Annotated in this window: 29 protein-coding genes, 1 tRNA gene and 1 pseudogene; 4 read left to right on the top strand and 27 right to left on the bottom strand. The window is 58.2% G+C overall.

Annotation, left to right across the window (positions count from 1 at the left end; genetic code table 11):
* Positions 1–33: 33 nt before the first annotated feature.
* Together cysE and OPU71_RS10400 are read right to left on the bottom strand one after the other, a co-directional pair.
* Positions 34–789: a serine O-acetyltransferase gene (gene cysE, locus OPU71_RS10405; protein ID WP_267727895.1), complete on the bottom strand. Its 756-nt coding sequence runs from the start codon at positions 787–789 to the stop codon at positions 34–36.
* A 53-nt stretch (positions 790–842) separates the two neighbouring features.
* On the bottom strand, positions 843–1,592 hold the full coding sequence (locus tag OPU71_RS10400) for an RNA methyltransferase (protein ID WP_267727894.1): 750 nt from the start codon (positions 1,590–1,592) through the stop codon (positions 843–845).
* Positions 1,593–1,686: 94 nt separating this feature from the next.
* Between OPU71_RS10400 and OPU71_RS10395 the strand changes: the two genes are divergently transcribed.
* Both OPU71_RS10395 and OPU71_RS10390 read left to right on the top strand, forming a co-directional pair.
* Positions 1,687–2,484: an inositol monophosphatase family protein gene (locus OPU71_RS10395; protein ID WP_267727893.1), complete on the top strand. Its 798-nt coding sequence runs from the start codon at positions 1,687–1,689 to the stop codon at positions 2,482–2,484.
* An 80-nt stretch (positions 2,485–2,564) separates the two neighbouring features.
* Positions 2,565–2,649: transfer RNA gene (locus OPU71_RS10390), tRNA-Leu, on the top strand.
* Between the two features lie 90 nt (positions 2,650–2,739).
* Here the strand turns inward: OPU71_RS10390 and OPU71_RS10385 are convergent.
* From OPU71_RS10385 to OPU71_RS10350, 8 genes are all read right to left on the bottom strand, one after another.
* A complete protein-coding gene (locus OPU71_RS10385; protein WP_267727892.1) occupies positions 2,740–2,868 on the bottom strand; it encodes a hypothetical protein in 129 nt (42 codons plus the stop codon).
* A gap of 113 nt (positions 2,869–2,981) precedes the next feature.
* Positions 2,982–3,872, bottom strand: a complete 891-nt coding sequence (locus OPU71_RS10380) for a hypothetical protein (protein ID WP_267727891.1) — start codon at positions 3,870–3,872, stop codon at positions 2,982–2,984.
* A gap of 194 nt (positions 3,873–4,066) precedes the next feature.
* Positions 4,067–4,870 carry a hypothetical protein gene (locus OPU71_RS10375; RefSeq protein ID WP_267727889.1) on the bottom strand — a complete coding sequence of 268 codons (804 nt, stop codon included), beginning with the start codon at positions 4,868–4,870 and terminating at the stop codon, positions 4,067–4,069.
* A gap of 3 nt (positions 4,871–4,873) precedes the next feature.
* Positions 4,874–5,137, bottom strand: a complete 264-nt coding sequence (locus OPU71_RS10370; protein WP_267727888.1) for a PAAR domain-containing protein — start codon at positions 5,135–5,137, stop codon at positions 4,874–4,876.
* Positions 5,137–6,459, bottom strand: coding sequence for a T6SS immunity protein Tli4 family protein (locus OPU71_RS10365; protein WP_267727887.1), 1,323 nt, complete (start codon positions 6,457–6,459; stop codon positions 5,137–5,139). The genes OPU71_RS10370 and OPU71_RS10365 overlap by 1 nt, the downstream gene beginning before the upstream one ends.
* An 8-nt stretch (positions 6,460–6,467) precedes the next feature.
* Positions 6,468–7,832, bottom strand: coding sequence for a T6SS immunity protein Tli4 family protein (locus OPU71_RS10360; RefSeq protein ID WP_267727886.1), 1,365 nt, complete (start codon positions 7,830–7,832; stop codon positions 6,468–6,470).
* On the bottom strand, positions 7,829–9,487 hold the full coding sequence (locus OPU71_RS10355; RefSeq protein ID WP_267727885.1) for an esterase/lipase family protein: 1,659 nt from the start codon (positions 9,485–9,487) through the stop codon (positions 7,829–7,831). Before OPU71_RS10355 ends, OPU71_RS10360 begins: the two co-directional genes overlap by 4 nt.
* Positions 9,488–9,492: 5 nt before the next feature.
* On the bottom strand, positions 9,493–12,189 hold the full coding sequence (locus OPU71_RS10350) for a type VI secretion system Vgr family protein (RefSeq protein WP_267727884.1): 2,697 nt from the start codon (positions 12,187–12,189) through the stop codon (positions 9,493–9,495).
* Between the two features lie 149 nt (positions 12,190–12,338).
* Between OPU71_RS10350 and OPU71_RS10345 the strand changes: the two genes are divergently transcribed.
* Both OPU71_RS10345 and OPU71_RS10340 read left to right on the top strand, forming a co-directional pair.
* Positions 12,339–12,524 (top strand): hypothetical protein, encoded by a 186-nt coding sequence (locus OPU71_RS10345; RefSeq protein WP_267727883.1) that lies wholly within the window; start codon positions 12,339–12,341, stop codon positions 12,522–12,524.
* Complete coding sequence (locus OPU71_RS10340) at positions 12,521–13,093, top strand: YdcF family protein (RefSeq protein ID WP_267727882.1); 573 nt, start codon at positions 12,521–12,523, stop codon at positions 13,091–13,093. The genes OPU71_RS10345 and OPU71_RS10340 overlap by 4 nt, the downstream gene beginning before the upstream one ends.
* 59 nt (positions 13,094–13,152) lie before the next feature.
* Here OPU71_RS10340 and OPU71_RS10335 read toward each other — a convergent pair whose 3' ends face one another.
* The 17 genes and pseudogenes from OPU71_RS10335 to OPU71_RS10255 form a co-directional block, all read right to left on the bottom strand.
* Positions 13,153–14,055, bottom strand: coding sequence for a hypothetical protein (locus OPU71_RS10335; RefSeq protein ID WP_267727881.1), 903 nt, complete (start codon positions 14,053–14,055; stop codon positions 13,153–13,155).
* Positions 14,039–14,380, bottom strand: coding sequence for a hypothetical protein (locus tag OPU71_RS10330; RefSeq protein WP_267727880.1), 342 nt, complete (start codon positions 14,378–14,380; stop codon positions 14,039–14,041). Before OPU71_RS10330 ends, OPU71_RS10335 begins: the two co-directional genes overlap by 17 nt.
* 1,255 nt (positions 14,381–15,635) lie before the next feature.
* Positions 15,636–15,962 (bottom strand): annotated as a pseudogene (locus OPU71_RS10325) (transposase); the annotation flags it as partial.
* Between the two features lie 104 nt (positions 15,963–16,066).
* Positions 16,067–17,023: a hypothetical protein gene (locus tag OPU71_RS10320; RefSeq protein ID WP_267727879.1), complete on the bottom strand. Its 957-nt coding sequence runs from the start codon at positions 17,021–17,023 to the stop codon at positions 16,067–16,069.
* A gap of 18 nt (positions 17,024–17,041) precedes the next feature.
* Positions 17,042–17,224: a hypothetical protein gene (locus tag OPU71_RS10315; protein WP_267727878.1), complete on the bottom strand. Its 183-nt coding sequence runs from the start codon at positions 17,222–17,224 to the stop codon at positions 17,042–17,044.
* Positions 17,221–17,592, bottom strand: a complete 372-nt coding sequence (locus OPU71_RS10310) for a hypothetical protein (RefSeq protein WP_267727877.1) — start codon at positions 17,590–17,592, stop codon at positions 17,221–17,223. The genes OPU71_RS10315 and OPU71_RS10310 overlap by 4 nt, the downstream gene beginning before the upstream one ends.
* A 17-nt stretch (positions 17,593–17,609) precedes the next feature.
* Positions 17,610–18,413: a hypothetical protein gene (locus tag OPU71_RS10305; RefSeq protein WP_267727876.1), complete on the bottom strand. Its 804-nt coding sequence runs from the start codon at positions 18,411–18,413 to the stop codon at positions 17,610–17,612.
* 52 nt (positions 18,414–18,465) lie between these two features.
* Positions 18,466–18,669 (bottom strand): hypothetical protein, encoded by a 204-nt coding sequence (locus OPU71_RS10300; protein ID WP_267727875.1) that lies wholly within the window; start codon positions 18,667–18,669, stop codon positions 18,466–18,468.
* 379 nt (positions 18,670–19,048) lie between these two features.
* Positions 19,049–19,540, bottom strand: a complete 492-nt coding sequence (locus OPU71_RS10295) for a hypothetical protein (protein WP_267727874.1) — start codon at positions 19,538–19,540, stop codon at positions 19,049–19,051.
* Between the two features lie 15 nt (positions 19,541–19,555).
* The gene (locus OPU71_RS10290) at positions 19,556–20,044 is read right to left on the bottom strand and encodes a hypothetical protein (RefSeq protein ID WP_267727873.1); all 489 of its coding nucleotides are present in this window, start codon (positions 20,042–20,044) and stop codon (positions 19,556–19,558) included.
* A 15-nt stretch (positions 20,045–20,059) separates the two neighbouring features.
* On the bottom strand, positions 20,060–20,299 hold the full coding sequence (locus tag OPU71_RS10285) for a hypothetical protein (RefSeq protein WP_267727872.1): 240 nt from the start codon (positions 20,297–20,299) through the stop codon (positions 20,060–20,062).
* Positions 20,300–20,609: 310 nt separating this feature from the next.
* Positions 20,610–20,795 (bottom strand): hypothetical protein, encoded by a 186-nt coding sequence (locus OPU71_RS10280; RefSeq protein ID WP_267727871.1) that lies wholly within the window; start codon positions 20,793–20,795, stop codon positions 20,610–20,612.
* Positions 20,792–21,106 carry a hypothetical protein gene (locus OPU71_RS10275; RefSeq protein ID WP_267727870.1) on the bottom strand — a complete coding sequence of 105 codons (315 nt, stop codon included), beginning with the start codon at positions 21,104–21,106 and terminating at the stop codon, positions 20,792–20,794. Before OPU71_RS10275 ends, OPU71_RS10280 begins: the two co-directional genes overlap by 4 nt.
* A gap of 147 nt (positions 21,107–21,253) precedes the next feature.
* Positions 21,254–21,856, bottom strand: a complete 603-nt coding sequence (locus OPU71_RS10270) for a hypothetical protein (protein ID WP_267727869.1) — start codon at positions 21,854–21,856, stop codon at positions 21,254–21,256.
* Positions 21,853–22,686, bottom strand: coding sequence for a hypothetical protein (locus OPU71_RS10265; RefSeq protein ID WP_267727868.1), 834 nt, complete (start codon positions 22,684–22,686; stop codon positions 21,853–21,855). Before OPU71_RS10265 ends, OPU71_RS10270 begins: the two co-directional genes overlap by 4 nt.
* Positions 22,683–25,337 (bottom strand): TraM recognition domain-containing protein, encoded by a 2,655-nt coding sequence (locus tag OPU71_RS10260; RefSeq protein WP_267727867.1) that lies wholly within the window; start codon positions 25,335–25,337, stop codon positions 22,683–22,685. The genes OPU71_RS10265 and OPU71_RS10260 overlap by 4 nt, the downstream gene beginning before the upstream one ends.
* On the bottom strand, positions 25,334–26,152 hold the full coding sequence (locus OPU71_RS10255) for a hypothetical protein (RefSeq protein WP_267727866.1): 819 nt from the start codon (positions 26,150–26,152) through the stop codon (positions 25,334–25,336). The genes OPU71_RS10260 and OPU71_RS10255 overlap by 4 nt, the downstream gene beginning before the upstream one ends.
* Positions 26,153–26,156: the final 4 nt, after the last annotated feature.

Raw genomic sequence — 26,156 nt, 5'->3', positions numbered from 1 at the left:
CCCGATTAAATCAGTCAACATTAAGCGGCGCGTTCAATCCACCATCTTTGATAGCTGGCCGGGGTCGAAGCGGTCACACGCCGCAAGACCACCATCCACATCCACACCGGCGGCCTTGAGCTTCGCGAGCAGCACGTCAAAGCGCCTATCGGTCTCAACCGCGTGATCAAGCAAGCCATGCAAAGCCTTGGCCACCGGGTCGTCCATGTTCTGCGTCACGCCGTAGGCAGAGAAACCCATTTCCATGGCCTTCTCTTCACGGGCCTGCTCCCGCGCGGTTTCGATGATGCGCGCCGGATTCCCCACCGCGGTCGCGCCGGGCGGTACCGGTTTCACCACCACCGCATTGGAACCGACCTTCGCGCCCGCCCCCACCGTGAAACCGCCAAGCACCTGCGCACCCGCCCCGATCACGACGCCCGCTTCGAGCGTCGGATGCCGCTTCGCGCCGCGGTAAAGCGACGTCCCGCCCAGGGTCACGCCCTGATAGATGGTGCAATCGTCGCCAATGTCGGCGGTCTCGCCAATCACGACCCCCATCCCGTGGTCGATAAAGACCCGGCGACCGATCGTCGCGCCGGGATGAATCTCAATGCCAGTGAGCCAGCGAGAGAAATGCGACACAAAGCGCGCCAGCCAGTACCAGTTACGACGCCACAAGGCGTTAGAGATGCGGTGGTAGATCAGGGCATGTACACCCGGGTAACAGGTCAGCACCTCCCAGCGTGATCGGGCCGCAGGGTCACGTGCTAGAACGCTGGCAATATCTTCACGCAATCGCGCAAACATGAGGTGCTTCCAGGTCGGGAGTAAAAGGAATACGGCTCGGGCAGGGAATCGTATTAATCCCTAGTTTTTTGGTCAACTATCGCTTCGAAGCTGGCGAGCATGCCACGCAGAATCGCCACCTCTTCCCGCTCAACACCGGCCCGCCCGAAGAGACGCCTAAGCCTGGGCATAAGGCGTCTGGGCTTGGCCGGATCCATAAACCCGCTCGCAGTCATTGCACGCTCGAAATGCGCGATCAGGCGCTCGACATCATCATGCGGTGCAAGCTCACCAAGCGACTGCGGCATCGACGCAAGTCGCCCCTCAAGCGCAGAGCGGCGCAACTCGTAGGCAATCACCTGAACCGCAGCACCGAGATTGAGCGACGCATACTCCGCATTTGCCGGGATGGTGACGGCACGCTGGCAGAGCATCACCTCTTCGTTCGACAGTCCAAACGTCTCATTGCCGAACACCACGGCCACATCCCCCTGCTCGGCGTGCGCAAGCAGTTCCCGCGACACCTCGCTCGCCCAGCGTGGCGCGGCACACATCTCGCGAATACGCGAGGTCAGCGCGGCAGCGAGCACGGTCCCTTCAAGCGCCGCTTCCAGCGAATCCACCACCCGTGCAGCCTCAAGCACATCAACTGCGCCAGAGGCCCGTGCGGTGGCCTCTGCATCGGGAAAACGCTTGGGCGAAACCAGCACGAGCTGGTTCAAGCCCATGGTCTTCATCGCCCGCGCCGCCGCGCCGATATTGCCCGGATGGCTCGGGCGCGATAGCACGACACGAATGCGGCTCAGCGCCAAAGGCTCAGTCATAGTAGAATGTAGGGTTTTCCGATTTCGAAAGGTTTGCTGATACCGGCAAACCCACGACCAGGCGGCATTCGCCGCAGCAAGGCAGACGCACTTCATGCACCCGACGCTCACCATCGCAGTCAAGGCAGCGCGCCGCGCGGCTAGCATCATCAACCGCGCCTCGATGGACCTCGACCAACTCGAAGTCCAAACAAAACAGCCCAACGAATTCGTCACGGAAGTCGATCGGGCCGCAGAGCAAACGATCATCGAGACAATCCGGGAAGCCTATCCGGACCACGCAATTCTAGCAGAGGAGTCCGGCAGCCTCGGCGACAGCGAGCACCAGTGGATCATTGATCCTCTCGATGGCACCACCAACTTCATCCACGGTTTCCCGCAGTATGCCGTCTCGATTGCCTACGCCCAGGCCGGCGTGGTGCATCACGGCGTGGTGTACGACCCGACGCGCAACGAACTCTTCACCGCATCGCGCGGCCGCGGCGCCTTCCTGAACGATCGACGCATCCGCGTATCAAAGCGCATCCGCCTCTCGGATTCGCTGGTCGGCACCGGATTCCCCTACCGCTCGTTCGCGCACGCCGACGCCTACATCAAGATTTTCCGCGAGCTGACAGAGAAAACCGCAGGCCTGCGCCGCCCCGGCTCCGCCTCGCTCGACCTGGCCTACGTCGCCTGCGGCCGCTTCGACGCCTTCTTCGAAATCGGCCTCGCACCGTGGGACTTCGCTGCCGCAGCGCTGATGGTGCAGGAGGCCGGCGGATTGGTCAGTGACTTCGCTGGCGATGCCGATTACTTCAACACCGGCAACATCGTCGCCGGCACGCCGAAAGTCTTTTCGCAGCTGATGCAGATCATCCACGCCCACAAGGGCGAGGCGCTTTCCGCATAAGCGCACCCAGCCCAAGAGGCGCGCAGCAGCAGCCTGAGCCCCTGCAATAGGCTATACTGCGCGCCCTCAAACACACTCGTGCGGGTGTGGCGAAATTGGTAGACGCACCAGATTTAGGTTCTGGCGCCGCAAGGCGTGTAGGTTCGAGTCCTATCACCCGCACCACTTTGATTTTCATAGGTTTTTTCACACAACCCTGGCGCCGCTGACGCGAAACGCTCATAGTAGGTAGACGCCGGGTAGCTTTTCAAGCTCTCAGTCTGATCTGCGCTTAGCTTGCTCTTCAAGCGCTGCGATGCGTTTGTTGCTCACTTCAACAAAATCGAGTGCATCGTCGATTGCCGCACCTGCGCGTTCGGCAGATTGCTTCGCTGCATCAGCCAAGGCGCCAAGACCCTCGCTGCGTTCGCTTTTTGTCAGCGTTTCCGCAGTCAGCGCACTGAACCAGCCGCAGCTTCTTCTGTGAAACGCAAGACCTCTGACAACGAGCCGCGATATTACTTCTCTAGCAGATAGGACTTCTCCACTCTCCCGAGTTCAGCCGTTCCAACGATTGTGTGCCTCACCCAGACTACCTTGCCCGTTGATAGTCGCCTTAGGTGGCCTCGGCGCCAGTGCGCTCTCGGGGAGTTTCGATCGGCAAGCGAAGATCCGTCTATAGCAGTCTCGCTGCTCTGGGCGACCGGAATGCGGAGTACGTGATAGCTATAGAAAGGCTCGCGGCCGTTCTTTTTGCGCTTCGCCCCCAACTTTTCTGGCGGCACGACCAGTTCCGACTCGATGTTTTCGCAGTTAATCGTCAGGCAAAACTCAAATAGCGGCGTGGCAGCGCTCTGCAAATCTTGGTTCAGCGATTGCTCGTCAAATCGTTCGTAGGGCTCTGGATGGCAAGGAAAGTGGTGAAACCCAGTTACCGCGAAGTTTCCGTCGGTAATATCAAGTTCGCCAGGATCGAAGCCCCACACCACCGGCGATGGCTCCCACTCGCCTTGCTCGTCATCAAACCAAACTTGGGTGAAATAGATCGACCGCGCGGGAGCGCTTGGCATCTTGAAGGTGGTATCAGCATCCTGCGTCCACGCGAGGACAATTCGCTTCGACGACGGAAGTGCGCCCCTTTCTGGGGGCGTTTTGACCGAAAATTCCAAGGTTACAAGCGGATAGGGCAGCATCAACATTGGCTCAAACTCTGGCCGGTATGACTTCAAATCCAGAAGCAAGCCGTCATCAGGAAGATTGAACTTCTCCGCAGAACGCATCAGCCGTATCGTCTCGGTCATTTCTCTGGCGGCCTTCGGAAATTGTCGTGCTGCGGCTTTCTGCAAGCGCAGGACGCTTTCGATCGCATCGCTTGAAAAGTGGTTTGAATGCGCGAAGGTTGAAGGCATCGAGTTACCTGAGGCAATAGGGGTGGCGACAGAACAGCCGTCTGGATGCGTTGCACTTTACAACGCCAATGACTCAAGGCGGAGATGGAATCGCTCGACAACCCGGATGACCGTGCAGCGAAGCTACCGGCCCTGCGTACTGTGGCAGAAGCCTACTCTCGCCCCGCCCTGCCCGATTCCGGGCCGTCCGGGCGTTATTGAACGCCCAGCCCGCCGCCCTGCGACGGATGGCGCTTTCTGGGTTGCGTAACGAAATTGCGTTTGCAATCGCGACAGCGGTAATGCTGCCGGCCGCACGTATCGATGAAGGAGCGGTTGAGCGCTCGACCGGAGCAGTCGGGGCACCTCACTGACTCATCGAGCGGAAGCATGTGCCGTCGCGAGGCATGGAGCTGGAACTGATACCGGCAGTTCAGGCACGCAAAGGTTGGATTGGCATGGTTCCCGCGCTTGCGATAAACGATGTCGCGACCACCGCAGCGCAAGCAAAGGACTCCTTGTTGGTTCGGGGTGAAGCCGAGTCGATAAGCAGCACGGCTTGCAAGAAGTGTGTCGTCCGGCAGTTGTTCAAAGAGGGGCGCCAGTCTGCGACGAAAGTCAGCCAGTTGTTTGGCGTCGGTACAGCCTGCGATGCGCCACGCCTGCACGGGCGTCCATGGCCCCCATAGCACGACCAGCGTGCCGTAGAGCGCAGGCCAATTGCGCTCATGCACGCGAAAGAACGGTGTTCCGACGGTGTTCGTGAAGGATTTGCCGCAGGCCTCGCAACGGTTGCGCATCGCATCGCTATAGCTGCTGTGCCACCGAGCGCCCACGTGACCGCAGCACGGGCAACGCGTGTGCCGATGACGCGACGGATGCAGCGTATCGATGAGTAAGGCGACAGTTCGCAGTGCGGGTTCCGACTTCCAGAGCGCGGACACTGTCGCGAAGTCGTCTGGTGCGAGGTGGGCGAATGCCACGCAAAACCAGTCAGGAAGACCGTCGACCGTTCTCATGGCTCAGCCGTTGGTGAACGTTCCAAGCGTCGCAATCAACTCAGCGCCGCAGCTGGTCTTGTGGCCTTCGAAGGCCACTGCGCGACCGTCGACGACAAAGTTGGGATCGCCTTCGATGATCGTGCAGCCGTCGTGGCCCTTCTTGGGACAAGTGCAGACATCACCCACACGAGCCACTGGCAGTCCCATCACGAGATAGGTTCCGTTCGCGCCGACCACGTTTCCGCCATGATCGGTCGGGTCGTTGAGGCGGATCACGCGTGGCATCAGCCCTGATCCTTGGAGGACGCGCCATTGGCGTCCGTGGGAGCTGATTCGTTGGACGCAATCGACTGCGGCGCGTCGTAAGCAACGAGCGTCCAGACCGTCGCGATCTTTACTTGACCAACATCACCGCGCAGCTTCTGCCATAGCGACGAACTGCCGGTGACGAGAGTTCGCGGCATGATTTTTCCTGCCACGAATCGTTGCTCTTCACATTCTTCCGAGCGCCACATTCCGGTTTGGGGGCACGTGCGGCCGATAGCGGCCAACTCGCCCAACGGCGTCCGCGGAGGTTCTACAGCCGAGATTTTTGCAGGGCCGGCAGGCCGCAGACGGATTGAATTGACGATGCTGTCGAAGAGTTCAACCGCCTCCTTCTCGCTGATCGTCGGTGCCTTGTCATTGTTACCGCGACCCGTCGAGAGCTCTACGACCAGCATTGGCTTGAACGGGTCATTCAGTGCGAAGTGCGATTCCCACCGGAACTCATGTGTCTTGAACCCGTGATCCGACGGGTACATCTCAAGGGACTCCTCTCCGGTTATCGGGCCAACATTATGTCGACCTTCCCGGACACGCTTGATCGATGCCACTGCCGAGCGAAGGATCGCTGGCACGGGTCCGCGCTTCATGCGCTCCAGGAGTGATGGTTCCGGCGCATGGACGGTCGAACTGCGGACTGTGACTGCAAGATCCGGCCAGCGCTTGAAGGACAATTGAAGCTGGACAGCTTCGAGAGTGCGCTCACTGCCATCACTGTCGATGAATCCGTCTCGAATGCAAAGCCCTGGCACTTCAGGTACGGCATCGGTCGTCCGGGCGTGCAGACTTGGTAGCAGTTCGGTTTGGATCTCTTGGAACAGCGCTTCCAACTTGTCTGGTAGCAATCCAGATTGCCGAATCGAAAAGACGATGCCCTTATCCCACTTGTAGGCGTCGAACCCGTTAGACGGACCAAGTAGCAGCTCCTGCTTGAGCTCGAACAAATAGGAGTCGCCTTCTCCCGCCATTCGAGTCTGGACGTAGATGTCACCATGGCGATCGTGTCCGACGCGAAGCTGTTGTTCCCAATCCTTCATCTTCTTGGCAAATGCCTGCGCGTCGAGTGTCGTTGGCTCGGACTTGATCTGCCCAAACCGGTAGTCGGTGATCAACCCTGCAGGCTCCGCACCGTCGGGCAAGTCGATCAGGAACCGGCCAAAGCAGGCTGCGCGCTTCTGTTGAGCTTTATCTGCTGCGGCGACCTCGCTCACGCAGGCGTTTCCTGCAACGAGGATGACAATCACGGCGAAGATTCGCCAGACGACGGCGCTGAGGGTTCGCATGTGCCGGCCTAAGCTCTCGACGCGTCAGTCGGCGCTTCGGCCGTGAGGCCGGATTCGTTGTAGTCCACGAGCTTCCACACCGTTGCCGCGCGGTGCGTTGGCACTTCACCCTTGAGGCGTTGCATGAAGCTTGGTTCGCCTTCCTGCGTGACCTTGGGCAGCACTTCACCAGCTCGGAAGAACTGGCGCCGGCTGCCGGCGATGCGACCTTCGTCCGCACATTCCCACCAACCGGTTTGCGGGCAAATGCGTCCGGTGGCAGCGAGTCCGCCAAGTGGAGTGGGGGGCGGTTCGTTGGCGGATGTCTTTGCCGGCGCCGTCGGACGCAGACGGATCGAATTCACGATGGCGTCGAACAGCGCGATGGCCTGCTCGTCGGTCAGGGACGGTTGGCCGCTGTCCTCGTCACCGGTTTTGTTCTTGCCAGACCCAAACTCGACCACGATGGACGGCGCCAGTGTCTGCGCGCGCTCTCCAAAGGCCTCCCAGCGAAACTGGTGAGCATACCGGCCGGTCTTGTTCGGCATGGCTTCCAACAATTCCTCTGCTCTGACCGGCCCCACGGGATGCTGACCGCGACGCAGCGTGCGAACCTTCGCAAGTTCGTTCAGGATATCGAGCGGCAGCGGTACCGACATACCCTTGTCGACGCGCGCCAGCAGCCCAGCGTCGACAACCTGCTCCTTGCCGATCGTGTCGGTAGTGATATCGATCCACACGTCGGGATGATCCTTGAGCGTCAGCCGGATCGAAGCCTCTTCCTGATTGGCCTCTGGCACGCCGACGAAGTAGCCGCCGTCGATGCAAAATCCGGGTTCGGTTGGGATTTCGTCGGGCGCGCGAGGGCGGAAATCCGCAAGCGCCCTTTTTGCGTCAGTGAGACCTACATTTGCCTTGTCTTGACTGACCTCTCCACTGACTGACAATTGAGTTCCGTTGTTCCACACAAAGCCTTCGACCTTGCTCGTGTGGCTTGAGAACGACTTTTCCCAATGAACAAATACGATTGAGTTCTCGTCGCGATCTCGATCCACAAGACGTAGAAGGCTTGGGTCCTTCTTGTGCGGAGTGGCGCGCAGACGATCTTCGAGCGTCTTCGCTTCACCCAAATAACTTGACCTAGTCGCGGGTTTCACCGATACGCGCATCCAGTCGTAGTCGACGGTGAAGAACCGTATGTCTGCTGTCTCTGGTAGGTCGATGAGGTAGCGCCCGACGCAGTGCGTGCGAAATCCCTTGGGGGCGGTGGTTTCGGTCATGGGTATCCTGTCCTTGCTGGCGCCTTGAGCAACTGCTGGCACGACTCCAATCAGCGCGAAAGCCAAGAGGGCTGCGCGGAGGAGCTTGGATCGGCTGTGATCGATGCGGGTCATCCCGTGGTCCCGTCGCTGTTGAGGGGGAGGTGTTGGGCGATCTTGCCGATGGCATAGAGCACCGTGTTGTGCACCGTGCTGTTCTTGTAGCTATCGGCATGTTCGAGCTTGAGTCCTTGCAGCCGAAACACCGTGCGGATGCCGTCAAGATCGGAAACGGCGTGCCCCGAAGGCGCCGGCACGGTGCCGTCGCCTGGTCCATCCTTGCCCTCCAGTTTGAAGCGTACGGAGGTTTTGCCGATCTTGGCTTGAGTCGGACCGAGAAGATCAACGTCGCCCCTCTGGGCGGTCAGCACGTCTTCGTCAGTGAAGCTCGATAGGTCTCCGTTCGTTCGCCAAGTCACGCTCACGAAACTCGGCTGCTTCGGGTCATCGCCATAATGAGCGTAGGTCCTATCGTGGCAGTAACCCGCGATCGTGTCGTGAAAGTTCTCGGCCTTTTCAAGGTTCTTGAGGAAGAAGTCGTGTGACTTCAGCTTTGTCAAAGCTGGAAGCAACTTCGCCGGATCAATCAATTCTGGATCGACCATCCCCCACCAGCATTCGTTTGTGCTCCTGCCGTAGATGTCGCTGTAAGGATTGCCACTGGCCTTGGGTAGCTCGATGGTCTTCTTGCCGTCGGTCACCTTAAGCCAGCCCGGCGGGTAGCGTTTGGTTGGTAGCAGTTCCAGCGGGCCAGACGCGTTGGCCATCACACACGTGATGTCGGCCGCGTCCCAGCCGAGCACGGCAGCTGCACCGAGATTGCCTAGCCAGCCCCCGAGGCCATCCCATGAGGCTTCGGTGCCGGCCTTGAAGCGCCGGTAGGTCACTGGCGCGCCTTCAGTCGGCATGACGCCGTGCACGACGCCGAGCACCTTGTCGCCGAGCTTTTGTGCGGCGCGTCGCGCCACGAGCCCGCCCATCGAGTGGGTCACCAGGATGACCTTCTCGGGTTTCTTGAAGTAGCAGCTCTTGGAAATACGGGCGATGACTTCTTCAACCCTTTTCACCACGAGATCGGCCGAGTCTTCATTACTCTTGAGCCAGTTGTAGCCGCAGGCGAAGACGGGGAAGTAGACCTTGCCGAAACGGCTGGCGAACTCGCCGTCGGTGAGCGCTTCAAAGCCGGTGATCGGCGTCCAGGGATGCGGCTGATCGCCGGCGATGGTCTCATCCCATGCCGGTGCACGTTTGGGGGCATCGGGATTTTTGCCGGAGATGTCCTCAAACGGATAATTCAGGCGATCTTCGAGGATGCGCAAGAAGGGCAAGTAGCCGTCTGCAAAAACCTCTCCCCAGTAACGCCGACCTGCTTCAGCACTGTCGAGGGCTGGATAGTCAGTACCCAACTTCACCGATTCCGTCCGGTTCCACACTTTGACTGTCTCGGGGTTGAGTTGTTTTTGGCGCTCCTCCGGCTTTTGTCGGACGCGTGCCTTGAGTTCCCCAATCTTTTCTGAACCGCCATTCGGCGGTCGCCATGCCGGCTTATCCTGCTTGTCGATCAAATTAGACCCCATGATTCCCGGAATGAAGATCACGGGAATCGGCATGCGAGCTGGCCAGACCGCCATGGCACGACAGGTAAAGTCGCTCGCGCTGAGCGCCGAGCGCGAGAGCGGATTGAAGTTATCGTCGAAGGTGAGTGCGACGCGGCGTAGCGGTTCGTTCATGGGACTCAGTCAGGCAGGAAGGCGACGTGAATGGCTTCAGGTAGATTCTTGGTGGCCAGACCCGTGGCGCCGCTGGCATCGGTTCGTCCGGACCACAGCACCTCACCCGATGCGGTTTTGACCTCGGCTTTGAGGTTGCCCATCGGTTCGCCGTTGGGAAATTTCAGATGGAACTTCTCATCGGTTTTGAGCGCGCTGTGCGGCATGTCAGGCAGGCTGACCGAGGCGTTGCCACCACCGCCAAAGTTGAAACTCGATGCTTTCACGTTGAAGCTGCCAGCAGTCTCAATCGTGACGCCGCTCGCGTTGAGCGTGAGTTGCGCGCCTCCGACACGGAGCGTCAGGGTGTTCGGCGCCTCGACAAGCACGTGTCCGCCGGCAGAGTAGATGTGAACGTCCTTTGCGGCGGAGAGCTCCGTCTCGCCGTCCTGCGCCTGAATCTGAATCTTGCCTTTGCCTGCGATCTGCTGGATCCCGCTCTGCTGCGTGAAGAGGCTCAGTCCATCAAGCGCACGCATGCGAATTGAGCGTCCAGCATTGACTTGGGTATGCAGGCCGCTGCTGAGGTTGAGTACATGGCCCGTCGCGAGCGTTGTGCTCTCCGGTGAGCCCACCACTACGCCGGCTGGGCCACTGATCGCGACGATCGGTTGTGCTGCCGTACCTGTGGGGCTGCCCTTGGTGGTGTTGCTACCGATCTCCCAGTCTTTGACGCGCTGGATCAACGCCTCCTGCGCCTTGGTGTCGGTTTCACCCGCTTGATGGGTGCCGGCCAGTTCGCTGGCTTTGCTCACTAGCGCCTGTGCTGCGTCCAGTTGCCCGGCGAGGGTGTCACGCGAGAGATGGGCGCCCCCGGCCTTCGTCTGCGGCTCGGCGGAGACCAACACCCCTTGCGCACCGCGCACGGCCGTCATCTTGTCTGAACGCAGTTCGGCCCCCTCACCCCTCGGTGTCGCCTTGCCGTTGATGCGCGCGCCGGTAAGGTAACCAAGGTTCACTTCGCTGTAGGCATGTTCGCTCTGCAGCTTGAAGCTGATTTCACCAGGGGTATCGTCCGCAAGCCACTGGTTGTAGCGACCGCCCCCGAGTTCGGCGCTCTTGTAGCCGGAAAGCGCGCGGTTTTCCGGGAGCGCGCCGACATGGGAGAAGCGCGGGGGCTGATTGGCACCGTTGTGAACACTGCCGATCACCATCGGTCGATCGATGTCCCCTTCGATGAAGCCGATCAGAACTTCCTGACCGATGCGAGGGAGGGTTTGCATGCCCCAGCCGCTTCCGGCAATCGCGTTGCTCACACGCAAGCGACAGGTATTGGTGCGATTGCGGTCCCAGTGAAAGCACACCAGCACGCGACCCAGTTCGTCGACGTCGATCTCGTTGCCGGATGATCCGACCACCAGTGCGGTTTGTAGACTCGGCGCGGTCGGTTTGGTGAAGCGTATATGGTCGAACGCCGGGCGCCAAGTAACAGACTGACGGATCGCGGTGAAAGCGTTGCGGTAGCCCGGCTCAAAGCCGACCTCGGTTACAACCCCTGCAAGATCAGAGCGCTTTTCGAGGGTGGGCGCGTCCAGGAACTCTTTCGGCAGGTTGTTACGCGCATCATGCTCGACGGAGAGCAACAGGTAACTGTCGTCCTGGCTACCCCCGCTGACCGCGTTTGTAATCGCACCAAGAAGACCGTCGTAGTGTCCGGTGATCGCTGTGACAGTACCGGGGATGAAGCTGCGCACCGAGCCTTCACCAAAGCGGGTCTTCGCTTGCGCTTCTAACGCCTCCATGCGCAAGCGGGTGTAACGACGCAGATCTTCCGTGCCCGATCCGTAGTACTGGGCTTGCGGTGCGTAGTCTTCCAGTGCGGCAATCAGTTGGCGCGCAGCGCCGTGTTCAAAGGCAGTCCCTTCCGAGGCGGATTGTGTGCTGGCGCCTTTGTATTCCCAACTTGCCAGGGTGACTTCGCCTGGGACGAAGCGCGATTCACTCTCCCATCGATCGATCGTATCGGCAGCTTCAGTGACGGCGGCGCGATGAAAGCGCGTCGTGGCCTGAGCATTGGTAGGGAGCGTATCGCTGCGATCGAAGAACACCACGCGCGTTTGACCGACCAGCGTACCGCTCACCGGTAGGTGCTCGATCCGGTAGCCGATGCCTTCCTCGGCACATAGCCGTTCGATGAAGGCCAACGGGCTTTCGGCATACGAGGCCGTGTAACTACGAACCGGATACTCACCGACGAGATCGAAGCGCCACTGCAAGTCGGCAATCTTCGCCTGCCAGCGCGAAAGCTCGGCGTCCAGAATGTCCGGAACGGAAAGCTCCTGATAGATCCAGCTGCTGCGAGGAATGCCCAGCAGCGCAAGCGCCGGGGCGATTGTGAGCACATACCGCCGACGTCCGCCGTCCGCTTCGCGCGGCGCGGCCTTGGTCACAATGCCGTTGAACCAGCGCTCGCCTCCCGCCGCACCATTGAGCGAGACGCTCAGGCGCCGTCCCAACAGTTGCTTGGCCTCGATCCCAGCATCCAAGGCATAGCACTCGACTTCAAAGCTGCCGCATTCGGAGACCGCCTCGCGCCCCTGCACGCGCCGGACCAGCAGAGCGCCAGTCGCAGGGCTACCAGCGTCGAGATGCAGCGAAAGCAGACGGGTGTCGTCGGTGAAGGGCAGCAACGCCGACAAAAGGCCGCGTGGATTTAGATCCATGTCTTGAAAATGCCTTGGTGTATGCAATGGGCATTATTACAGGAAGCCCCATCCACTGCAGGGCATAGATCACAGCGGCGGCTCTGTATCCGCGTTACGTCGCCTTCGTGAAGCGCTACCCAAGCACGACTATCCTGTATCGTTCATACATGGACTGCGACGAACGCGACGTGCAGGATTTCTCGACCCTCTCCTCTTCCCAGCACTCCGAGTTCGCTGACTTCTGCCTCGCCAAATACGGCTTCGACGAACCACGGATCTGCAACGCGATTTACGCTGAGCAGCGCAAGATCATTCTGGAGAAGCTGGCCACCAGCGCGGCAGCCAAGCCATGAAGGCATTGAAGCGCATCGCCATTGGTCTGGCGTTTTTGTTCGCGGCCGGTGTCACGGTAATTGCAGTGGATGGCCTGGACGACGACGCGACAAAGAGTGATGTTGCCGTTGTTCTCGGCTCGAAAGTCATGCCTGACGGGACGCCATCTGCGCGCCTGCGGGCGCGTCTGGATCGAACCGCCGACCTCTACCAACAAGGTCTGGTTCTGCACGTGATCGTTAGCGGCGGCACCGGCAAGGAAGGCTTCAGCGAAGCTCGCGTGATGGCGGACTACCTGATCGATCAGCGGAAGCTACCTCGAACGGCCATTATTCTCGATGAGATGGGTAACACTACGCAGGCCACCGCGCAAAACAGTGCCGCGATCATGCGGCAGCGCGGCTTCACCAGGGCAATTGTCGTCACCCAATACTTCCACGTGACGCGCAGCCGGTACGCGCTGCACCAAGCCGGCGTCGTGACGGTGCACTCGGCGCACGCCCGCTATCTTGAGTGGCGCGACCTCTATTCCGTCGCCCGAGAAGTTATTGCGCTGCCCACGTACTGGATCGCGTCGGGATCGCAGTAAAACGGGCGCGAGGCCAACGTACAACAGTCGTAGAACAAAGCCCGGACTGCCGGCCGCAGTCAGCGCGTCGCTCCAGCGAGCGCCTGCAGCTCCTCGACGAACTGCATACGGCTTGTATGAGGACGGGCCCGAAAACCGGGAAACACCAACGAGTTGGGGTGGCGACCGAACCACTTCTGCCAACCCACTTTGATGCGATCCTGGCGACTGAGCACTCCATCAGAGGCAAGCACCCAGTTCGCGTAGGCGCAAAACTCCTGACTGTCGAGATGATTCATCAGCGCGCGATTGCTCAGCGCGTTCCCCGTGTGTCGCCAGTCCGTAACGAAAAAGACCGTGCCAAACCGCTCAACGCCCTTCTCCACTTGAGCCAAACGGTGTCGCTCAAAATGAATGTTGATGCCGAGGTCGCGCTCTTCGATCAGGGCGCGCAGTCGCAGGTAAAGGCTGTGGCAGTGCCAGTCCACCTCATACTGATGCAGATGCACGTTGGTAAGCGTTACAGGCCGCCCGCTCTTCTCTGCGGCGAATGCCAGCGCAAATTTCGCAACGATCGTTCGGTGGTTGCCACCGCCGTCCGAATACCAACTCTCGCCATCCACCGAGCTGAAGTAAATCTCCTTGGCTTCGCCAATCCGCGCTGTGTAGTAGCCGGGGTTCTTGTCGAGCATGTGCAGCACATTGACCATTCGTCCAGCCCGATACTTGGGCTCAAGGATGGCGTCGCGCCAGGTGCAACCTGCATAGTGGTCCCATTGTCCGACCACGGCATTTATGTCGATGTCCCCAACGCACCAGCGCTCCTCGGAGACGAAGTTCAGAACATCAACGGCACCACTGCGTGGAAAGACGTCGTCCCAGGACTTGATGGTCTGGTTGGCCCACGCCGGCGGTGTTTCGCGTACCCACGCCAGCAACTCAGCCTGGGTGGGCATCACGACACGCTTAAACGGGACTTGCATCTTCGGTCTCCTCGCGCCCTGCCCGCTCCATGATGGCCGTCATGTCGCGTTCGCCCTCCTGGGCACGGGCCATCATCTGCTCCGCGGAGAGCCGCCCGGGCTCTCGGATCAACTGGATGGTTTGCAGCGCGGGGATCGCGTCGACAAGGGTTTTGAGCAGCTTGTCCAAACGTCCGGTGCCAATCTGCGAAACCTGGCGAATCGTCGCAAAGACTCGGATGACGCCCAGATCGTGCGGGCTGTAGCCGGCCGCAATAGCCTCGATTTCGGATTTGATGGCCGAGCGGGCTTTGAGCGCCGAAAGTTCGCCGGTCACATTGACCATGGAGAGGCACAAGCGCCCTTGAGGGGGTGACTGAGATTCAGTGTTTTGCATCGTCAAGGAAGGTTGTTTGGATGCAGAAGCGCATCCGGAATTGTGCCGGTTGTCACGCCGCAGTAGCTGATTTCAATCAGTGGAACACCGTGGGGCGCTGCCCCACACCCCGCACTCGCCGTGGGGCAACCGGGGCAGGTGAAAGACTTCCCTGCCCCGCTCACCCGGAGCTTATCGACGCTCCAAAGGCGTCAAGGACAGGCCGCTGCGCGGTCGCTGCGCGATCCTTGACCCCTTCTCCACGTCTCACCCCATCCCTGCACCTGAAAACGCCGCTGAGGCGGTTTTCGTTCGATTGACACGCCCTGTTCCGTCAGACCCTCGACCCGTCGGACTTGTCCGACGGGCGGGGGTTGTACGGCCTCGGGACAAAACACGCTCTGGCCGTGGGGGTTGGGGTGGTTTGTCCCCAACCCCCGCGAGCCCCCGGCGGCGAGGGCGGGGCGTGGGGCAGCGCCCCACGGTGTTCCCGCTTGGGCCGGTGCGGGCTATTGAAGCTGGACGGCAGGCAGGTCGAACTGAGGGCCGGGTGCCGTCCAGCACCCGCAGGGTGCGATCTGGCCCCCGCTTGCGGGGGCGTCGATGTAGGGAGGGGGAGCCCCGTAGGGGTGCCCCGGCCGTAGGCCGCCGTATTTTTGCACCGTCGTGCGCAAAGGCTCTCTAACATGGGTATACGTATTTATCATTTCTTTTAACACCATCGCACCCACGAAGTCTTGTTTTTTCAAGACCTTACGCCACCCAACTGCCCCGGCCATCCCCGCCCCTTCCCCGGCCTTCACCAAAAATCCGCCCCGCCCGCCACCAAAGCGTTCCTGATATGTCCGTTTGTCGGCGTTATGTCCACGGGCGTTCCTGATATGTCCACGCATGCGGGTTTGCGCCGAAAATGCCCCCGTCTTCACCAAAATCTGCCCCGGCCATAAACCACAACTTCGTTGATTAAAAGCGCTCTAAGTCATTGTTTCCGCAAGACATATTTGTACATATTTAGATTGCGAAGGCCGCAACTTCGGTTGGCGCCCCGTTCGCTGGGTGGTTACGCTGCGTCAGACTGCCAGTCTCCACCACGAATCTGCCCCGGTTTGCCCCCAAATTCTGCCCCGGCTTGCACCGCAATTCACCCCGACCTTCACGGGGCGTTGGAGCACCGGAAAGCGTTCCTGAACACCAAAATCTGCCCCGGCCAGACCCCACAATTGCAAGTGCTGCGTCCATCAAGTCTCGGTGTCTGTCGCACTTCGGTGCGCGCGATGTGCGGTTTGATCTGATGTTCGCGCAGGTGCGCGACGAAGTCCTTCACGTGGTAGCCCTTGTCGGCCCCCAGCGTCTTCGGATGCATCTTCCGGCGAAGGGCACGGTAGAGCAGTTGGCGCGCGCCCTGATGCTCGGCCAGTGTGGCGTCAGTGATGAGCAGATCTACGCACAGGCCGCTGCAGTTTTCCATGAAGGCGTGGCCGCCGTAGCTGAGCTTGGCCGGTTGGCCGTTGCCTTTGCGCATGAGCCTCGCCTCGGGGTCGGTCGTGCTCTGGCGGAATCGAAGGTCGCCCGCCCTTGGCGTAAAGCGCATCCATATCCGCCGAAATGGCCGACAGTGCCGAATCGGCCAACTTCTTGACTGCTCCGAGCGGGTGTTTATAAGAGCTTTTTCTTCTTCTCTTCTCTTCGCTCTACGTAGACTCGGTCAGAAATCTCTCCGTGCCTCCTGCTGCGCCCTTGCAATCCGATTGTCCAGCCGAATCCTTTAAGAGATTCGTGCAGATCTTTCACAAGCTTTCGCGCTTCGTAAACTCGGTTCAAAAGCGTCTTGTGACTCATCTTCTCAAGCTTTTCTTTTCCTCCGTTGACTGCTGCAACAAAGTCTAGCAAAGGAATGAATTGTCCCTTCGATGTGTGACCAGCCGCTGGACGAAGGCAGTGCACAGAGAGAAAACGATGACCGATTTTCGCCTTTTCGTTCTTTCCGAGCACCGCGCGCTCGCCGAGCGACAACAAAAACCAACCCCCGAATTCCCCACGTTTTTGCAAAGCAGCTGTGAGGTATTCGCTAAGGATTACCCTTACATCTTCACCTACAACTTTTGACTTAATAAAGCAATGCTCAGGAAAATCTTTTCTTAGCTCACTCTGATTTCCCGTGTCTTTGTAAAGCGTAATCATCACACTCTCAAGTCTTGCAAGCGATGCAGTGATGCGCTTCGCAGTAAAGCCAGGTCTGAAGTGATCTTTGCTGCAAGTTGCTTCGTGAATTCGACGAAATGTTGTCGTATAGTCTCCTGTATAGACTTCTGCTGAACCGTCATTTGAATTTTCCGAAGCTGATTTCAAGCCGGCTAAGTATGTCAGTGCGATCAACACAGTTTCGTCGTACAAGCTCAAATCGAACGGTGCTGTCACTAAACAAGACCATCCATGTCCCGCCGAGATTGTAATCGCTTGCCGACCGGATCTTTCAATGAGCAACTTTCCGACAGCGCCTTTGCTTTCATAGTCTCCGTCGTGGCGAATTGCCGGAAAGAAAAGATTCCACAGCCCAACGCCCCTTGGGCATCGCGCGTCGTATCGGAAGTCTGGTTTGTCTTGAGTCAGCATTGCACTCAATTCCTAATTTCACTTCTTCTCTTTGACAGCGTTAGCGCGCTTTGCTTCTGCAGCAATGTCTAGCGCGTCCTTGACCTGACGGCTTATCGAAACACCCTCACTGATTGCGCGCTTACGAAGAGCAATATTTTGCTCCGGTCGAATCGTGACAGTGATTCGAACATAATCCTTTTCGTCTTGTTTGTTGTTCATAGCGGCTCTCCGTACTCGCCGAGGTGTTTGCGCAACGCTTCTACGAAGTCCCGCACTGCCCTACAACCTGCAATTGCTTCCCGAAGAAAGAGTTGCATTAGTTCCACAGCATCGATATTGCGACTTATGTCGAAGTGTCGATTGTTTTCATCGAAACCGACAAGTCGCGCAGTTTTGCCTTCAACGAAGACCCGCAGGCGTTCTTCGTTTGCTCCTTCGCGCGGGCTTGCATAGCTTCGCGTGATGACCAGCCCGCTATTTAATGCACTAGCGTGCCCGACATGTCCGTGCCATCGTGGCGGCGTCCGGTCGTCATACTCAAGAATCTCTTCAACCTGATTTGCAATCAGAATGGCTTCTTTATTCATAGCATTGCTACTTTTCGCTATACAACTGCAGAGCATGCACCACTAACAACTTGCGCCGCGCTATTCGCCAATTCGGCGCTTGCACCGACCTTCTGCTGCAAGTCGGCAATACAACCGACGATCTTTGTTGTCCGCAGGTAGCTGCAGCGAAGCTCGTTTTCGCTGACACGGAACTCGGCCCCTCCGGCTTCAACTTCTACAAGCACGAGGTCCTTCACGTTCCAGTCTGGTATCTTTGATGCCGAGCGGATTGCATCGTCCGCATTACGAAAGTAATAGAACCCGCTGCCAGCGTTGCGTTTCGCCGTCTCGTTCCGCCAGCGCAGGCGCGTCCAAAGGCTACCGTCGTAAACGCTGCGAAGGCGTCCGTTCTTGTCACGCACTACTACTTTGTAGCCCTTTCGGACTCGCGCTGGGGGAGTGATTTTCAACTTCTCTATTAGCATCTCAATGATGTCACCGAGATAATCTGAGCATCGATCAAGGTACGAGAACATTTGCGCGCTTGTATAGTCAGCTTGTACGCTCCGACCCCTTTTCCTCAACAAGAAGAAACGGGTATTCCGAGAGCTGGTGTAGTACTTGCCCTGCAGCAGATCAGAGCTACTGAACAGCACGTCGTTCCCGTCTTTTGATATATCGAGGACTCTGAACTTTCGATGCTTTCTGTACTTGATGCCTTCCTTGCGGTAGTACATGTTGTAACGCGGTTCAACTTTCCCCAGCTTGATTGCTTGATCTAGCAGCATTGTTGCTTTTCCGACTATAGCTTCCTCAGCTTCAGTAACCGGAATGAGTTCATTATTGCGTCCATAGCGCATTTTGTAGCTCCTATTTGCAATTCTTTCGTTCAGTGATTCAGCTATTCAGTGATTACAGTAATTCAGTGATCAACGCGTCGATTTGCGCTTCGACTTCAACAGCACGACGTGCGGCACTCGCTGCACGCCAGCGCGCAGCTTCGATTTGCGCGTCGAGCACTGCTTTAAGTTGCAACATGCTTTGCAGAGATGCTTCAGCATCTTCACGAGCTGCATGTGCTGCTGCTTTCACTGCGCGCAATTCGTTCTTCGTCATTGCTAAGCTCCTCGTTGATTCAGTGATTCAGTGATTCAGTGATTCAGTGATTCAGTGATTCAGTGATTCCATTTTCGGCCTTTCAGAAAGATATTACCAATCAATAATTTTTCTAACCGTTCTCACGTAAAACAACCGTTTATTACTATCGTTTGGTGAAAAAACGGGATTTTTCCGACTATGATTTGGTGAAACCCCTTGCTATTCACCACATGAATAAATATGCATGGAAGTCGATAAGGTGGCTTTATGATGCGTTCCTGATATGTCCACCTGATCGGATTTTTTGGAAAGCGAGCGTGCAATTCCGGTAGCGTTCCTGATATGTCCACAAACAAAAAAAGCCCGCATATGCGGGCTTTCATTGACGGGGTTTCCATCACTGCATCAGCGCAGGTTCTCGCAACTGCACAGCTTCTACAAAATCGTAAAAATGCGCCCTCGCTGCAGCTGCAAGGTTTGCAGCTGCTAAAGCATCGTCCCAGAGATCAATTTGCCGCTCGGACAACCAGTGCACGACGTTCAGCACACAGAAGAGATCCACGCCCCATCCTTGACGCTCGCACAGCTGCTTGAAGAAAGTTGCGTATTTGCGTCTCTGCGGTTCGTCGAAATAGCTCTCGACTGTCTGATAGCCCGACACTTCAAACCGCAATGCAGACTTCGGGTCATCGACGAGCACGAGCACTGGCATCTCATACCCTTCTGCTTCAAGATGAAACGCAGGCAGCTGGGTATTGTCTTGCGTTTCATATACACGCACCGTTCCCAGAATTTCGGGGGCGTCTGCATGCTGCAGAAGTGCGAGCGCGAGCGCACCATCGCGAGCATTGATATACCGACCTGCCGGGGCTTGTGTATTGAGTTTCATGTTTGTCTCCCCCTGTCAGCTGATCTTCGGCACTTGTTGACCGCTGGATTGCTTCAGCCGGTCAGCTTCTCGCGTCGCGCGCGACGAATCAATGCGCTGCGACAGGTCGGCAAAGCGACTTTGCATACCTTGCGAGACAGCTGCAGCGGGCTGGACGTCCGTTTTCTTCGACATCCGCGACATCAAAGCGTCTTGTCGCGCGTCCAAGCTTTCGCTGAGCTGTTTGTTTGCAACCGCTTCGCTCCGCTGATCGCGCGCGGTCTGCCGCGCGATGGGTTCGAGCTTGATCGCGTCCCAGTTGACCCGCACAGCTGAATCAGGCGCGTAGATGCTGCCGCCCCGCTCGCTCGCAAAATACCCAAGCGACTTGGATCGAGGTGCTTCGACTGGAAGTCGCTGCGAGATCCGCGACGTGTCGATATTCTCGAAGTGATTGCGCTGCCCGGACGGCAGCGGCCGGTCAGCGCGCGAGCGCTGATGCTGCAAGAATGACTCGAATGACATGCTGTGCCTCCTCCGTCAGCTGATAACCAAGTCGCTTGCGTGCGCGAGCTTGCGCGCACGCTCGGCAAGCTCAGACGCGAACCGCGCTGGGTCCGCAAGGAACGCTTCGAATGCAGCGCTGTTCCCGAAGATCATCGTCACCGCCGCGCCGGGCGCAGGGGTGACAGGGTGCGCAAGCGCATCGAGCGCACTGAGCACGACTAAGTTGTCTTCGTCAGCGTCAGCTGATGCTTCGAAAATCGTGATGTCGCTCATCTGCACATCTCCTTGTGCGATTGACTCGACGAACCATCTCAAGTCAATAGCCAGAAATGAAAAACGCGCTCAGGTGAGCGCGTTCAGATTTAGTAAGTTCGCTGAGCTAGCAGCGAGCACGATTATTGCGCCCGCCGCCGCCGCCCCGGCTCGATAGAGCCAAAGCACTAATTTGTCCGTGCCATCCATTTCGCACCGCCTCTTTTCGTAATTGCATGTTTAATACGCTATCACTTTCAATGCGCAATCACAATAAATAGAATCGGCCGGATTATTACTTTCATTTAGTGAAACCCGCGAATTGCACTATTTAGCGGGGTTTGTTACAGCTGTTTACACTTTTCCCCGCAATTGCGATTTCACGCTTTTCAACCAGCGCGTCGCGCGCCAATTCTGACCGCATAGGCTGCAGCTGTGGGTCCGGCAATCCAGCGCCCGCCCGTTTCATGAATTCATCTGCAGTCAATAGCAGTATCTTCTCGATCAGCGAAGTCATCTTTGCCTCCACGCTGGGCGCGGTGTCGGCGCCCAGCTCAAACTTGCAGCGGCAATTCTGTTCTGCACGTCGAACATTCGCGACACGATCTTCTCGATTTCAGTAAGCAGCACGATGTCGTACTGACGCAGAATGCGAGTCCTCAGCGCGCGGTCAAGACCCCGGCGGCAGTCACAGAACGTCTCCCACGCCTCCCAAGTCAATAGAGTTGGATTGACGTGCGGCTCAAGTCGCGCGAGGTATTGTTCAAGCTGCTCTGCAGTCTTGATGAGACCTTCACGCGCTTCAGTGAACTGGTCGTAAATCATCATTTTTGCGCTGCCAGAGCGCCCCAAACGTCTTCGTTCTTTCCGCTCGCAGCCGGCTTCACAAGCGACTTGGGCTTATCGACTTTCTGATCGCCAAGGGGTTTTGCGAACTTGATCGAACCGGCAGGCGGCGTGTAGCGGACCGCATCTTCAGCGCGCGATCCGCGCGATGGGGACGGCTCCACCGTCGTCGCCCTCGTCTCCTTCGTCGTCGTCGGCGGCTGCGTCGGTTGCGTCGCTTGCAGCGCTGGGGCCGGTGCCGGAGCCGCAACTGGTGCCGCACTCGGCGCCGACTGCGCCGCCGCCGGGGCGGCTGTGGGCGGGTTCGCTTTCGACTTGAACGCAAACACGGGCGTCGCGAGCAGCGTCAAGCTGCTCCAGCAAACTACTAAACACGCTTTGCTTTTCATGTTTCGCACTTTCACTCTCCAATTCCAATGCAATTCTATTCCCTCGATTCCGAGACGACAATGAATTGAGCAATTCATTTTCCGCGCGAGCATCTTCTTCTGCGCGCAAGTCAATAGCATTTGCGCGACTTTCATTCGCTGAAACTCTTTTCTTTTTGGCCCGCTTTGCCTCGAATTCTTCGCGCTGAATAGCGATCTGAGCGCATGCACGCTCGATTCCAGCGCGAACTGCGCGCTCGATTCGCGCACAGTTGTTTGCGTCGCTTTCATGCTGAATGCGCATGCGCTCGACGAGCGCAGCTGCGCGCTCGTCGCTGTCGTCAAAGTCGTCCTCGGTGGTCACAGCCGGGCGGAAGTTGACTGGCGCTTGCGATCAGCGTCAGATTGCTTCTGCGTCGCCCTCTCGACCGTCTCGCTTATTGACTTCACAACGTTCGGCGGTGGTACAGCGCGGTGCTCATTGCGAGCACATGCAGAAATGCACTTGTCAGTCATGCGGCGTTCGAGCGAACCAGCAGGCTGAAGATCAAGGTTGCGCATGACTTCATCGACGTCGAAGCCGAGCAGGTCAGCGTTCGCTTGGGCGCGTTCGTGCCCCGCAGCAATGGATTGCCAAGACGCTTGTCCCGTGTTTTCAGCCGTCGCGTTGAGATTGCGCTGGAGGGCCTTAATTGCGTGCGCTTCTTGAACGGGGGTAGCAAAAGCGCTTGGCTCGTCCTGGCCCCGGCCCTGCCCTTGGAGCTGGGCAGCTGGGTTGTCGCTAAGCTTGTGCAGCTTTTCAAACGCTTGCAGCGCAGTCAGCGCTGTCGCCCGCTGCTGCTCAGCAGCTGCTGCAAACTGCTGCATCCGCACCTGCTGTTCTTTATCGCCTACAACTCCTTGGACCCCCGCAGCACGCTCCGCGACGTGCTGGTCGTGATCAGCTGTAATGACTGCAAGCTGCAGTTGCAGGTGCTTTTTCTCTGTTTGGTTTTGAGCGCTCTCGATCCGCTGCCCGAAATCACCCTTCAGCTGCTCGTGCGCGCAGTGCTCGTCGTAAGCGCTTTGTGCAAGGTTCGACGCTTCATTTCGAAAACGGCCATAGCTTTCATCGCGCCAGCGTTTTGACGAGTGCTTTTCGCGGAGTGCTTCGAGACGCTCGTCTTGAGTCATATCCCACCACGTTTTGCTCATTGCATTTCTCCTGCACGAGGTGCATTTACATGCACGAAGTCATATCTGAAACCGTTTGGCGTTTGGAACAAGCAGAACGCCCGGTTGCCAGCTGCCGCGAAATCCTCCGGCCGCAGGATGGGCTCTTCAGACGCGTCTCTCTGTGCTTCAGAGCGCTTGTCTTCAGCGCGGTGCTTTGCCGCGCGCATGAAGTTCCGGTACTCAGATGAGTTGCCCGAAGGCTGCCCCGGATTTACCTCAATTAAAGGCGGCGCGTAATCGAGATCAAGAGAGAGCGATGTCGAACCGAGCGAGAATTCGAATGGTTGCGTGACATGCAGGATGTCGAAGACAGCTGATAGCGACTTGCGCACGTATGGGGTTGAATCTTCGCTTAGACGGACCGGCACCTGCACTTCTTCAATCGCATCGAGCCCGGTCATGCGTCGGAAAGCGTCGTAACTCTCGAATTCACCGTCGTTGCGAATTTGGTAGCGCTTTGCAGTGCCAACGAAACTTTTGAAGAATTCGAAGGTTGCTGGATCGCGCGTCTGTAAGACAATTGCGTTCGACAGATTCAATTTCATGTTCGCTGCAGCATGCTCACCAAGTGACATGTTCACTGCTGTCAAATGCTGAGTCGAATACACACCGACGACTCCGGACGATCTAGCGATGTTTGACCACTCACTATCTGCCCACAAATTGCCCTTTATCAGTAGATTCTGGGCTTCGTCGAATACGCAAATGAGTCGCGACTTCTCAGAAATCTTCCCATCGCAATCCTCGCGGCGCTTCGCTTCAATCTTTATGCGATTGTTGATGAAGATATTCAGCAAGCGCGCGGCAACACCGTAATTCCCTTCCGGGAGGTTCACAAGAGTGATTCGCTTGTCGAATGCCTCGCTGACGTCGTAGAGACGGCGGGGGTTCCCTGACGAGAAGTTGTAATACAACCCGTCATGAGTAAGCAGCATCCCTAGTGCATTTCGCACGTTGAACAAGACGCTTGTTCTCGTTTCCGCAGCGAGCGCGCGCCAGTCGATGCACATGTAGGTAATTGCGTTTTCGAGAGACGGTCCGACAAGCGATGCGAATCCTCCGAGACCGGAGTTCTGTTGAATTGCCTCGTTGATCGCTTCAATCGCGCGGTTCATGCGCGAGTAGGGTTCGACGTCAGTCACGAGTCGGTAGATAGCAGCGAGCGAATAGCATCGCTCACTAGTTTCGCTCATGTAGCTGACCCCATCGCTCGTCTTCTCCCAAGCTCGGGCAATAATTGCTGTCTGCAGAAACGCATCAGCAGCAGCGAGTTTCCATTGCGCGCCGGACCCGTCTTTTCCGCCGCCGGTCGCTTGATCAACTGCGCCGGTCAGGATGTCAGCAGCCACAGGCGGATCAACGCCTTCGAGCGGATCGACTCCAAATTCGTTGTCTGCGATTCCAATCACACGGACAAACTCAGACATGCACAAGTCGCTTGCGAGCGCGCTCACTTCGCGCCACAAAACCGCTTTAGCGTCTGAAACCCACAGCGCGCTTTTCACAAAACCCGTAGCGCTGTCGCGCATCGCGGTAATCCATTGCCGGCAGAGCGGCAGGATCAGCTGGGAAGTCTTACCTTGGCCTGTATCGCCGAAAAACCATATCCCGCCCTTGCCCATTTCTGACAAAGACAGCTGCATCACCGTTTGCGGCTCAGGACAGCTCAGGCCGCCTCGGAACAAGGCGTCCCCCGTTGAGATGCCGAAATTGAAGCGGAACGATTCGTCTTTGTTCGAGCGAGCAATCGTCTCGCTGTACTTCGCGCGCGATGTTTGCACGCGGTCGAAGCGTTCGTGGTATCGGCGCAGCGAGTCGAGAAACAGCCGTGCGTAGGGTTCGAGACGCGCCTCAACACTCGACGACAGCAGCTTGCGGAAGTGCGCGAACCCAACGAGTGCGCCGAACAAGACGCCCCCGGCGGCTGCAACCAGCAGGTCAACGGTTAAGACAAGCGACTTTGCCCCGAGCGCCTTCACGAACGCGACCCGGTCAGCTGACTTCTGTGCATCCGCGAGTGCTGCGTCGAACTCGGATTGAGACCAATAGCTACCGGTCAGCTGATCCGCGCTGACAGCAGCGTGCGCATCGCTGCCGGAGAGATGTCCGAACAGAATCGCACACGCAGCGACGAGCGCGACGAACATGACGAACGCGTTGATCACGCCGACGCGCGCGGCCTTGCGAGCTGCGACACCGACCGCAGCTGTGTCGATCAGACTGGGTGCCAAGCCTTCTGCGATCAGCTGGCCATTCGGCAGACGGCCGTCAACGACGACGGGCAGCCGTACATGTGCCGGGATGCGCTCTTCATATAGCCACGCATGCTGAGCGCGCGGGTAGAGCTGCTCAGCAACTGCATCTACGTCGCCCCGGTGTGCGGGGTCAACGGCGTTCGCAAAGCGTTTGTCGAACCACGCCTCGATGTTCGCGTCTGAGAAACGTGCGTCGATCTGAGCGCCGAGCCGCTTCAGCGGCGTCCTGCGTGCCAGTTTGTATACAGACGTGATGGCGCGCTGTGGCAGCGACAGCACAAACATGAACAGTCCGAACAGCAGTTTGAATGGTTGCGAGATCAGCTCAATCAAGACCGCAAGCGCGCTCAAGGCGTTTTCGATCAGCGAAGTCATTTCACACCTCCGATTTCAGGGAACGCGCTCAAGAGCGATGGGGCGATGCGCGCAGCCGGAATAGTCTCGAAACCACTGACTTCAGCTGTCCGTAGGCCCGGCACCTGTACATTCACGTAGTGCCACCCGTCTGCTTTGTGAAACGCACCCAGCCATGGCTGCAGCTGCTGACGTTCGTTGAGCACGACGCTCGCGATGTAGATCGTGTCGCCAGCCGACCGGCAGAGAGGAACGTCTGGCTTGCCCGTCGACGGATTCGCCCAGCTGCTCGTGATAGCGGTCAACTCGGCGCACGGGATGTCAGCTGACAGCTTGTTTGTCTTGCTTAACGCGTCCAGCTGCTGTTTGACGAAGTTCGGCAGCTCGCCTGCGAGCGTCACGTTGTGCTGCGCTACGTCATCGCGCGTGACTTGAGTTGTTGGCTGCCATCGAATTGCCCGCACGACCTCACTATTGACCTGGCTGCGTTCGTTGCGCGATTCCGCTGCGGCGGCGGGATGCGACTCGAACAGCCGAGGTGCGCGCGATGCGTAGAGCGCAAAAGCGAGCAGGAAGATCGAGAACCCCGTGAGCAGCGCGGGGCCCCACGGCAACGCTGCGATGCGCGAGTGCCAGCAGTGTCCGAAACTGACGAGCGCGCGGATCTGCCCGCGCAGCTGCGACTTCCCGTTTACATAGTGCGGGTCCTGCCGGTGTGCCCACCCGTCTGCTAGCTGATCGTCTTGCGCGTACCGCGCAACAGCCTTGCCCCCCTTCTCGGCCGCAGCTGCATGTGCAGCCTCAGCTGGTGGCAGTTCAACATCTTCTCTCTTCATTTCT

Source organism: Niveibacterium sp. 24ML, from assembly GCF_026586805.1.
GTDB lineage: Bacteria > Pseudomonadota > Gammaproteobacteria > Burkholderiales > Rhodocyclaceae > Niveibacterium.
Note: the sequence above shows the minus strand (reverse complement) of the source record. Positions and strands in the feature narration are given on the sequence as shown.

Coding starts and splice junctions, on each gene's coding strand:
- OPU71_RS10380 (WP_267727891.1), bottom strand. CDS start 3,872: ATGCCTTCAACCTTCGCGCATTCAAACCACTTTTCAAGCGATGCGATC.
- OPU71_RS10360 (WP_267727886.1), bottom strand. CDS start 7,832: ATGACCCGCATCGATCACAGCCGATCCAAGCTCCTCCGCGCAGCCCTC.
- OPU71_RS10345 (WP_267727883.1), top strand. CDS start 12,339: ATGGACTGCGACGAACGCGACGTGCAGGATTTCTCGACCCTCTCCTCT.
- OPU71_RS10315 (WP_267727878.1), bottom strand. CDS start 17,224: ATGAACAACAAACAAGACGAAAAGGATTATGTTCGAATCACTGTCACG.
- OPU71_RS10355 (WP_267727885.1), bottom strand. CDS start 9,487: ATGAACGAACCGCTACGCCGCGTCGCACTCACCTTCGACGATAACTTC.
- OPU71_RS10260 (WP_267727867.1), bottom strand. CDS start 25,337: ATGACTTCGCTGATCGAAAACGCCTTGAGCGCGCTTGCGGTCTTGATT.
- OPU71_RS10285 (WP_267727872.1), bottom strand. CDS start 20,299: ATGAGCGACATCACGATTTTCGAAGCATCAGCTGACGCTGACGAAGAC.
- OPU71_RS10340 (WP_267727882.1), top strand. CDS start 12,521: ATGAAGGCATTGAAGCGCATCGCCATTGGTCTGGCGTTTTTGTTCGCG.
- OPU71_RS10295 (WP_267727874.1), bottom strand. CDS start 19,540: ATGAAACTCAATACACAAGCCCCGGCAGGTCGGTATATCAATGCTCGC.
- OPU71_RS10265 (WP_267727868.1), bottom strand. CDS start 22,686: ATGAGCAAAACGTGGTGGGATATGACTCAAGACGAGCGTCTCGAAGCA.
- OPU71_RS10395 (WP_267727893.1), top strand. CDS start 1,687: ATGCACCCGACGCTCACCATCGCAGTCAAGGCAGCGCGCCGCGCGGCT.
- OPU71_RS10290 (WP_267727873.1), bottom strand. CDS start 20,044: ATGTCATTCGAGTCATTCTTGCAGCATCAGCGCTCGCGCGCTGACCGG.
- OPU71_RS10335 (WP_267727881.1), bottom strand. CDS start 14,055: ATGCAAGTCCCGTTTAAGCGTGTCGTGATGCCCACCCAGGCTGAGTTG.
- OPU71_RS10305 (WP_267727876.1), bottom strand. CDS start 18,413: ATGCGCTATGGACGCAATAATGAACTCATTCCGGTTACTGAAGCTGAG.
- OPU71_RS10400 (WP_267727894.1), bottom strand. CDS start 1,592: ATGACTGAGCCTTTGGCGCTGAGCCGCATTCGTGTCGTGCTATCGCGC.
- OPU71_RS10330 (WP_267727880.1), bottom strand. CDS start 14,380: ATGGTCAATGTGACCGGCGAACTTTCGGCGCTCAAAGCCCGCTCGGCC.
- OPU71_RS10365 (WP_267727887.1), bottom strand. CDS start 6,459: ATGCGAACCCTCAGCGCCGTCGTCTGGCGAATCTTCGCCGTGATTGTC.
- OPU71_RS10370 (WP_267727888.1), bottom strand. CDS start 5,137: ATGCCACGCGTGATCCGCCTCAACGACCCGACCGATCATGGCGGAAAC.
- OPU71_RS10275 (WP_267727870.1), bottom strand. CDS start 21,106: ATGATGATTTACGACCAGTTCACTGAAGCGCGTGAAGGTCTCATCAAG.
- OPU71_RS10255 (WP_267727866.1), bottom strand. CDS start 26,152: ATGAAGAGAGAAGATGTTGAACTGCCACCAGCTGAGGCTGCACATGCA.
- OPU71_RS10320 (WP_267727879.1), bottom strand. CDS start 17,023: ATGCTGACTCAAGACAAACCAGACTTCCGATACGACGCGCGATGCCCA.
- OPU71_RS10280 (WP_267727871.1), bottom strand. CDS start 20,795: ATGACTTCGCTGATCGAGAAGATACTGCTATTGACTGCAGATGAATTC.
- OPU71_RS10300 (WP_267727875.1), bottom strand. CDS start 18,669: ATGACGAAGAACGAATTGCGCGCAGTGAAAGCAGCAGCACATGCAGCT.
- cysE (WP_267727895.1), bottom strand. CDS start 789: ATGTTTGCGCGATTGCGTGAAGATATTGCCAGCGTTCTAGCACGTGAC.
- OPU71_RS10350 (WP_267727884.1), bottom strand. CDS start 12,189: ATGGATCTAAATCCACGCGGCCTTTTGTCGGCGTTGCTGCCCTTCACC.
- OPU71_RS10310 (WP_267727877.1), bottom strand. CDS start 17,592: ATGAATAAAGAAGCCATTCTGATTGCAAATCAGGTTGAAGAGATTCTT.
- OPU71_RS10375 (WP_267727889.1), bottom strand. CDS start 4,870: ATGAGAACGGTCGACGGTCTTCCTGACTGGTTTTGCGTGGCATTCGCC.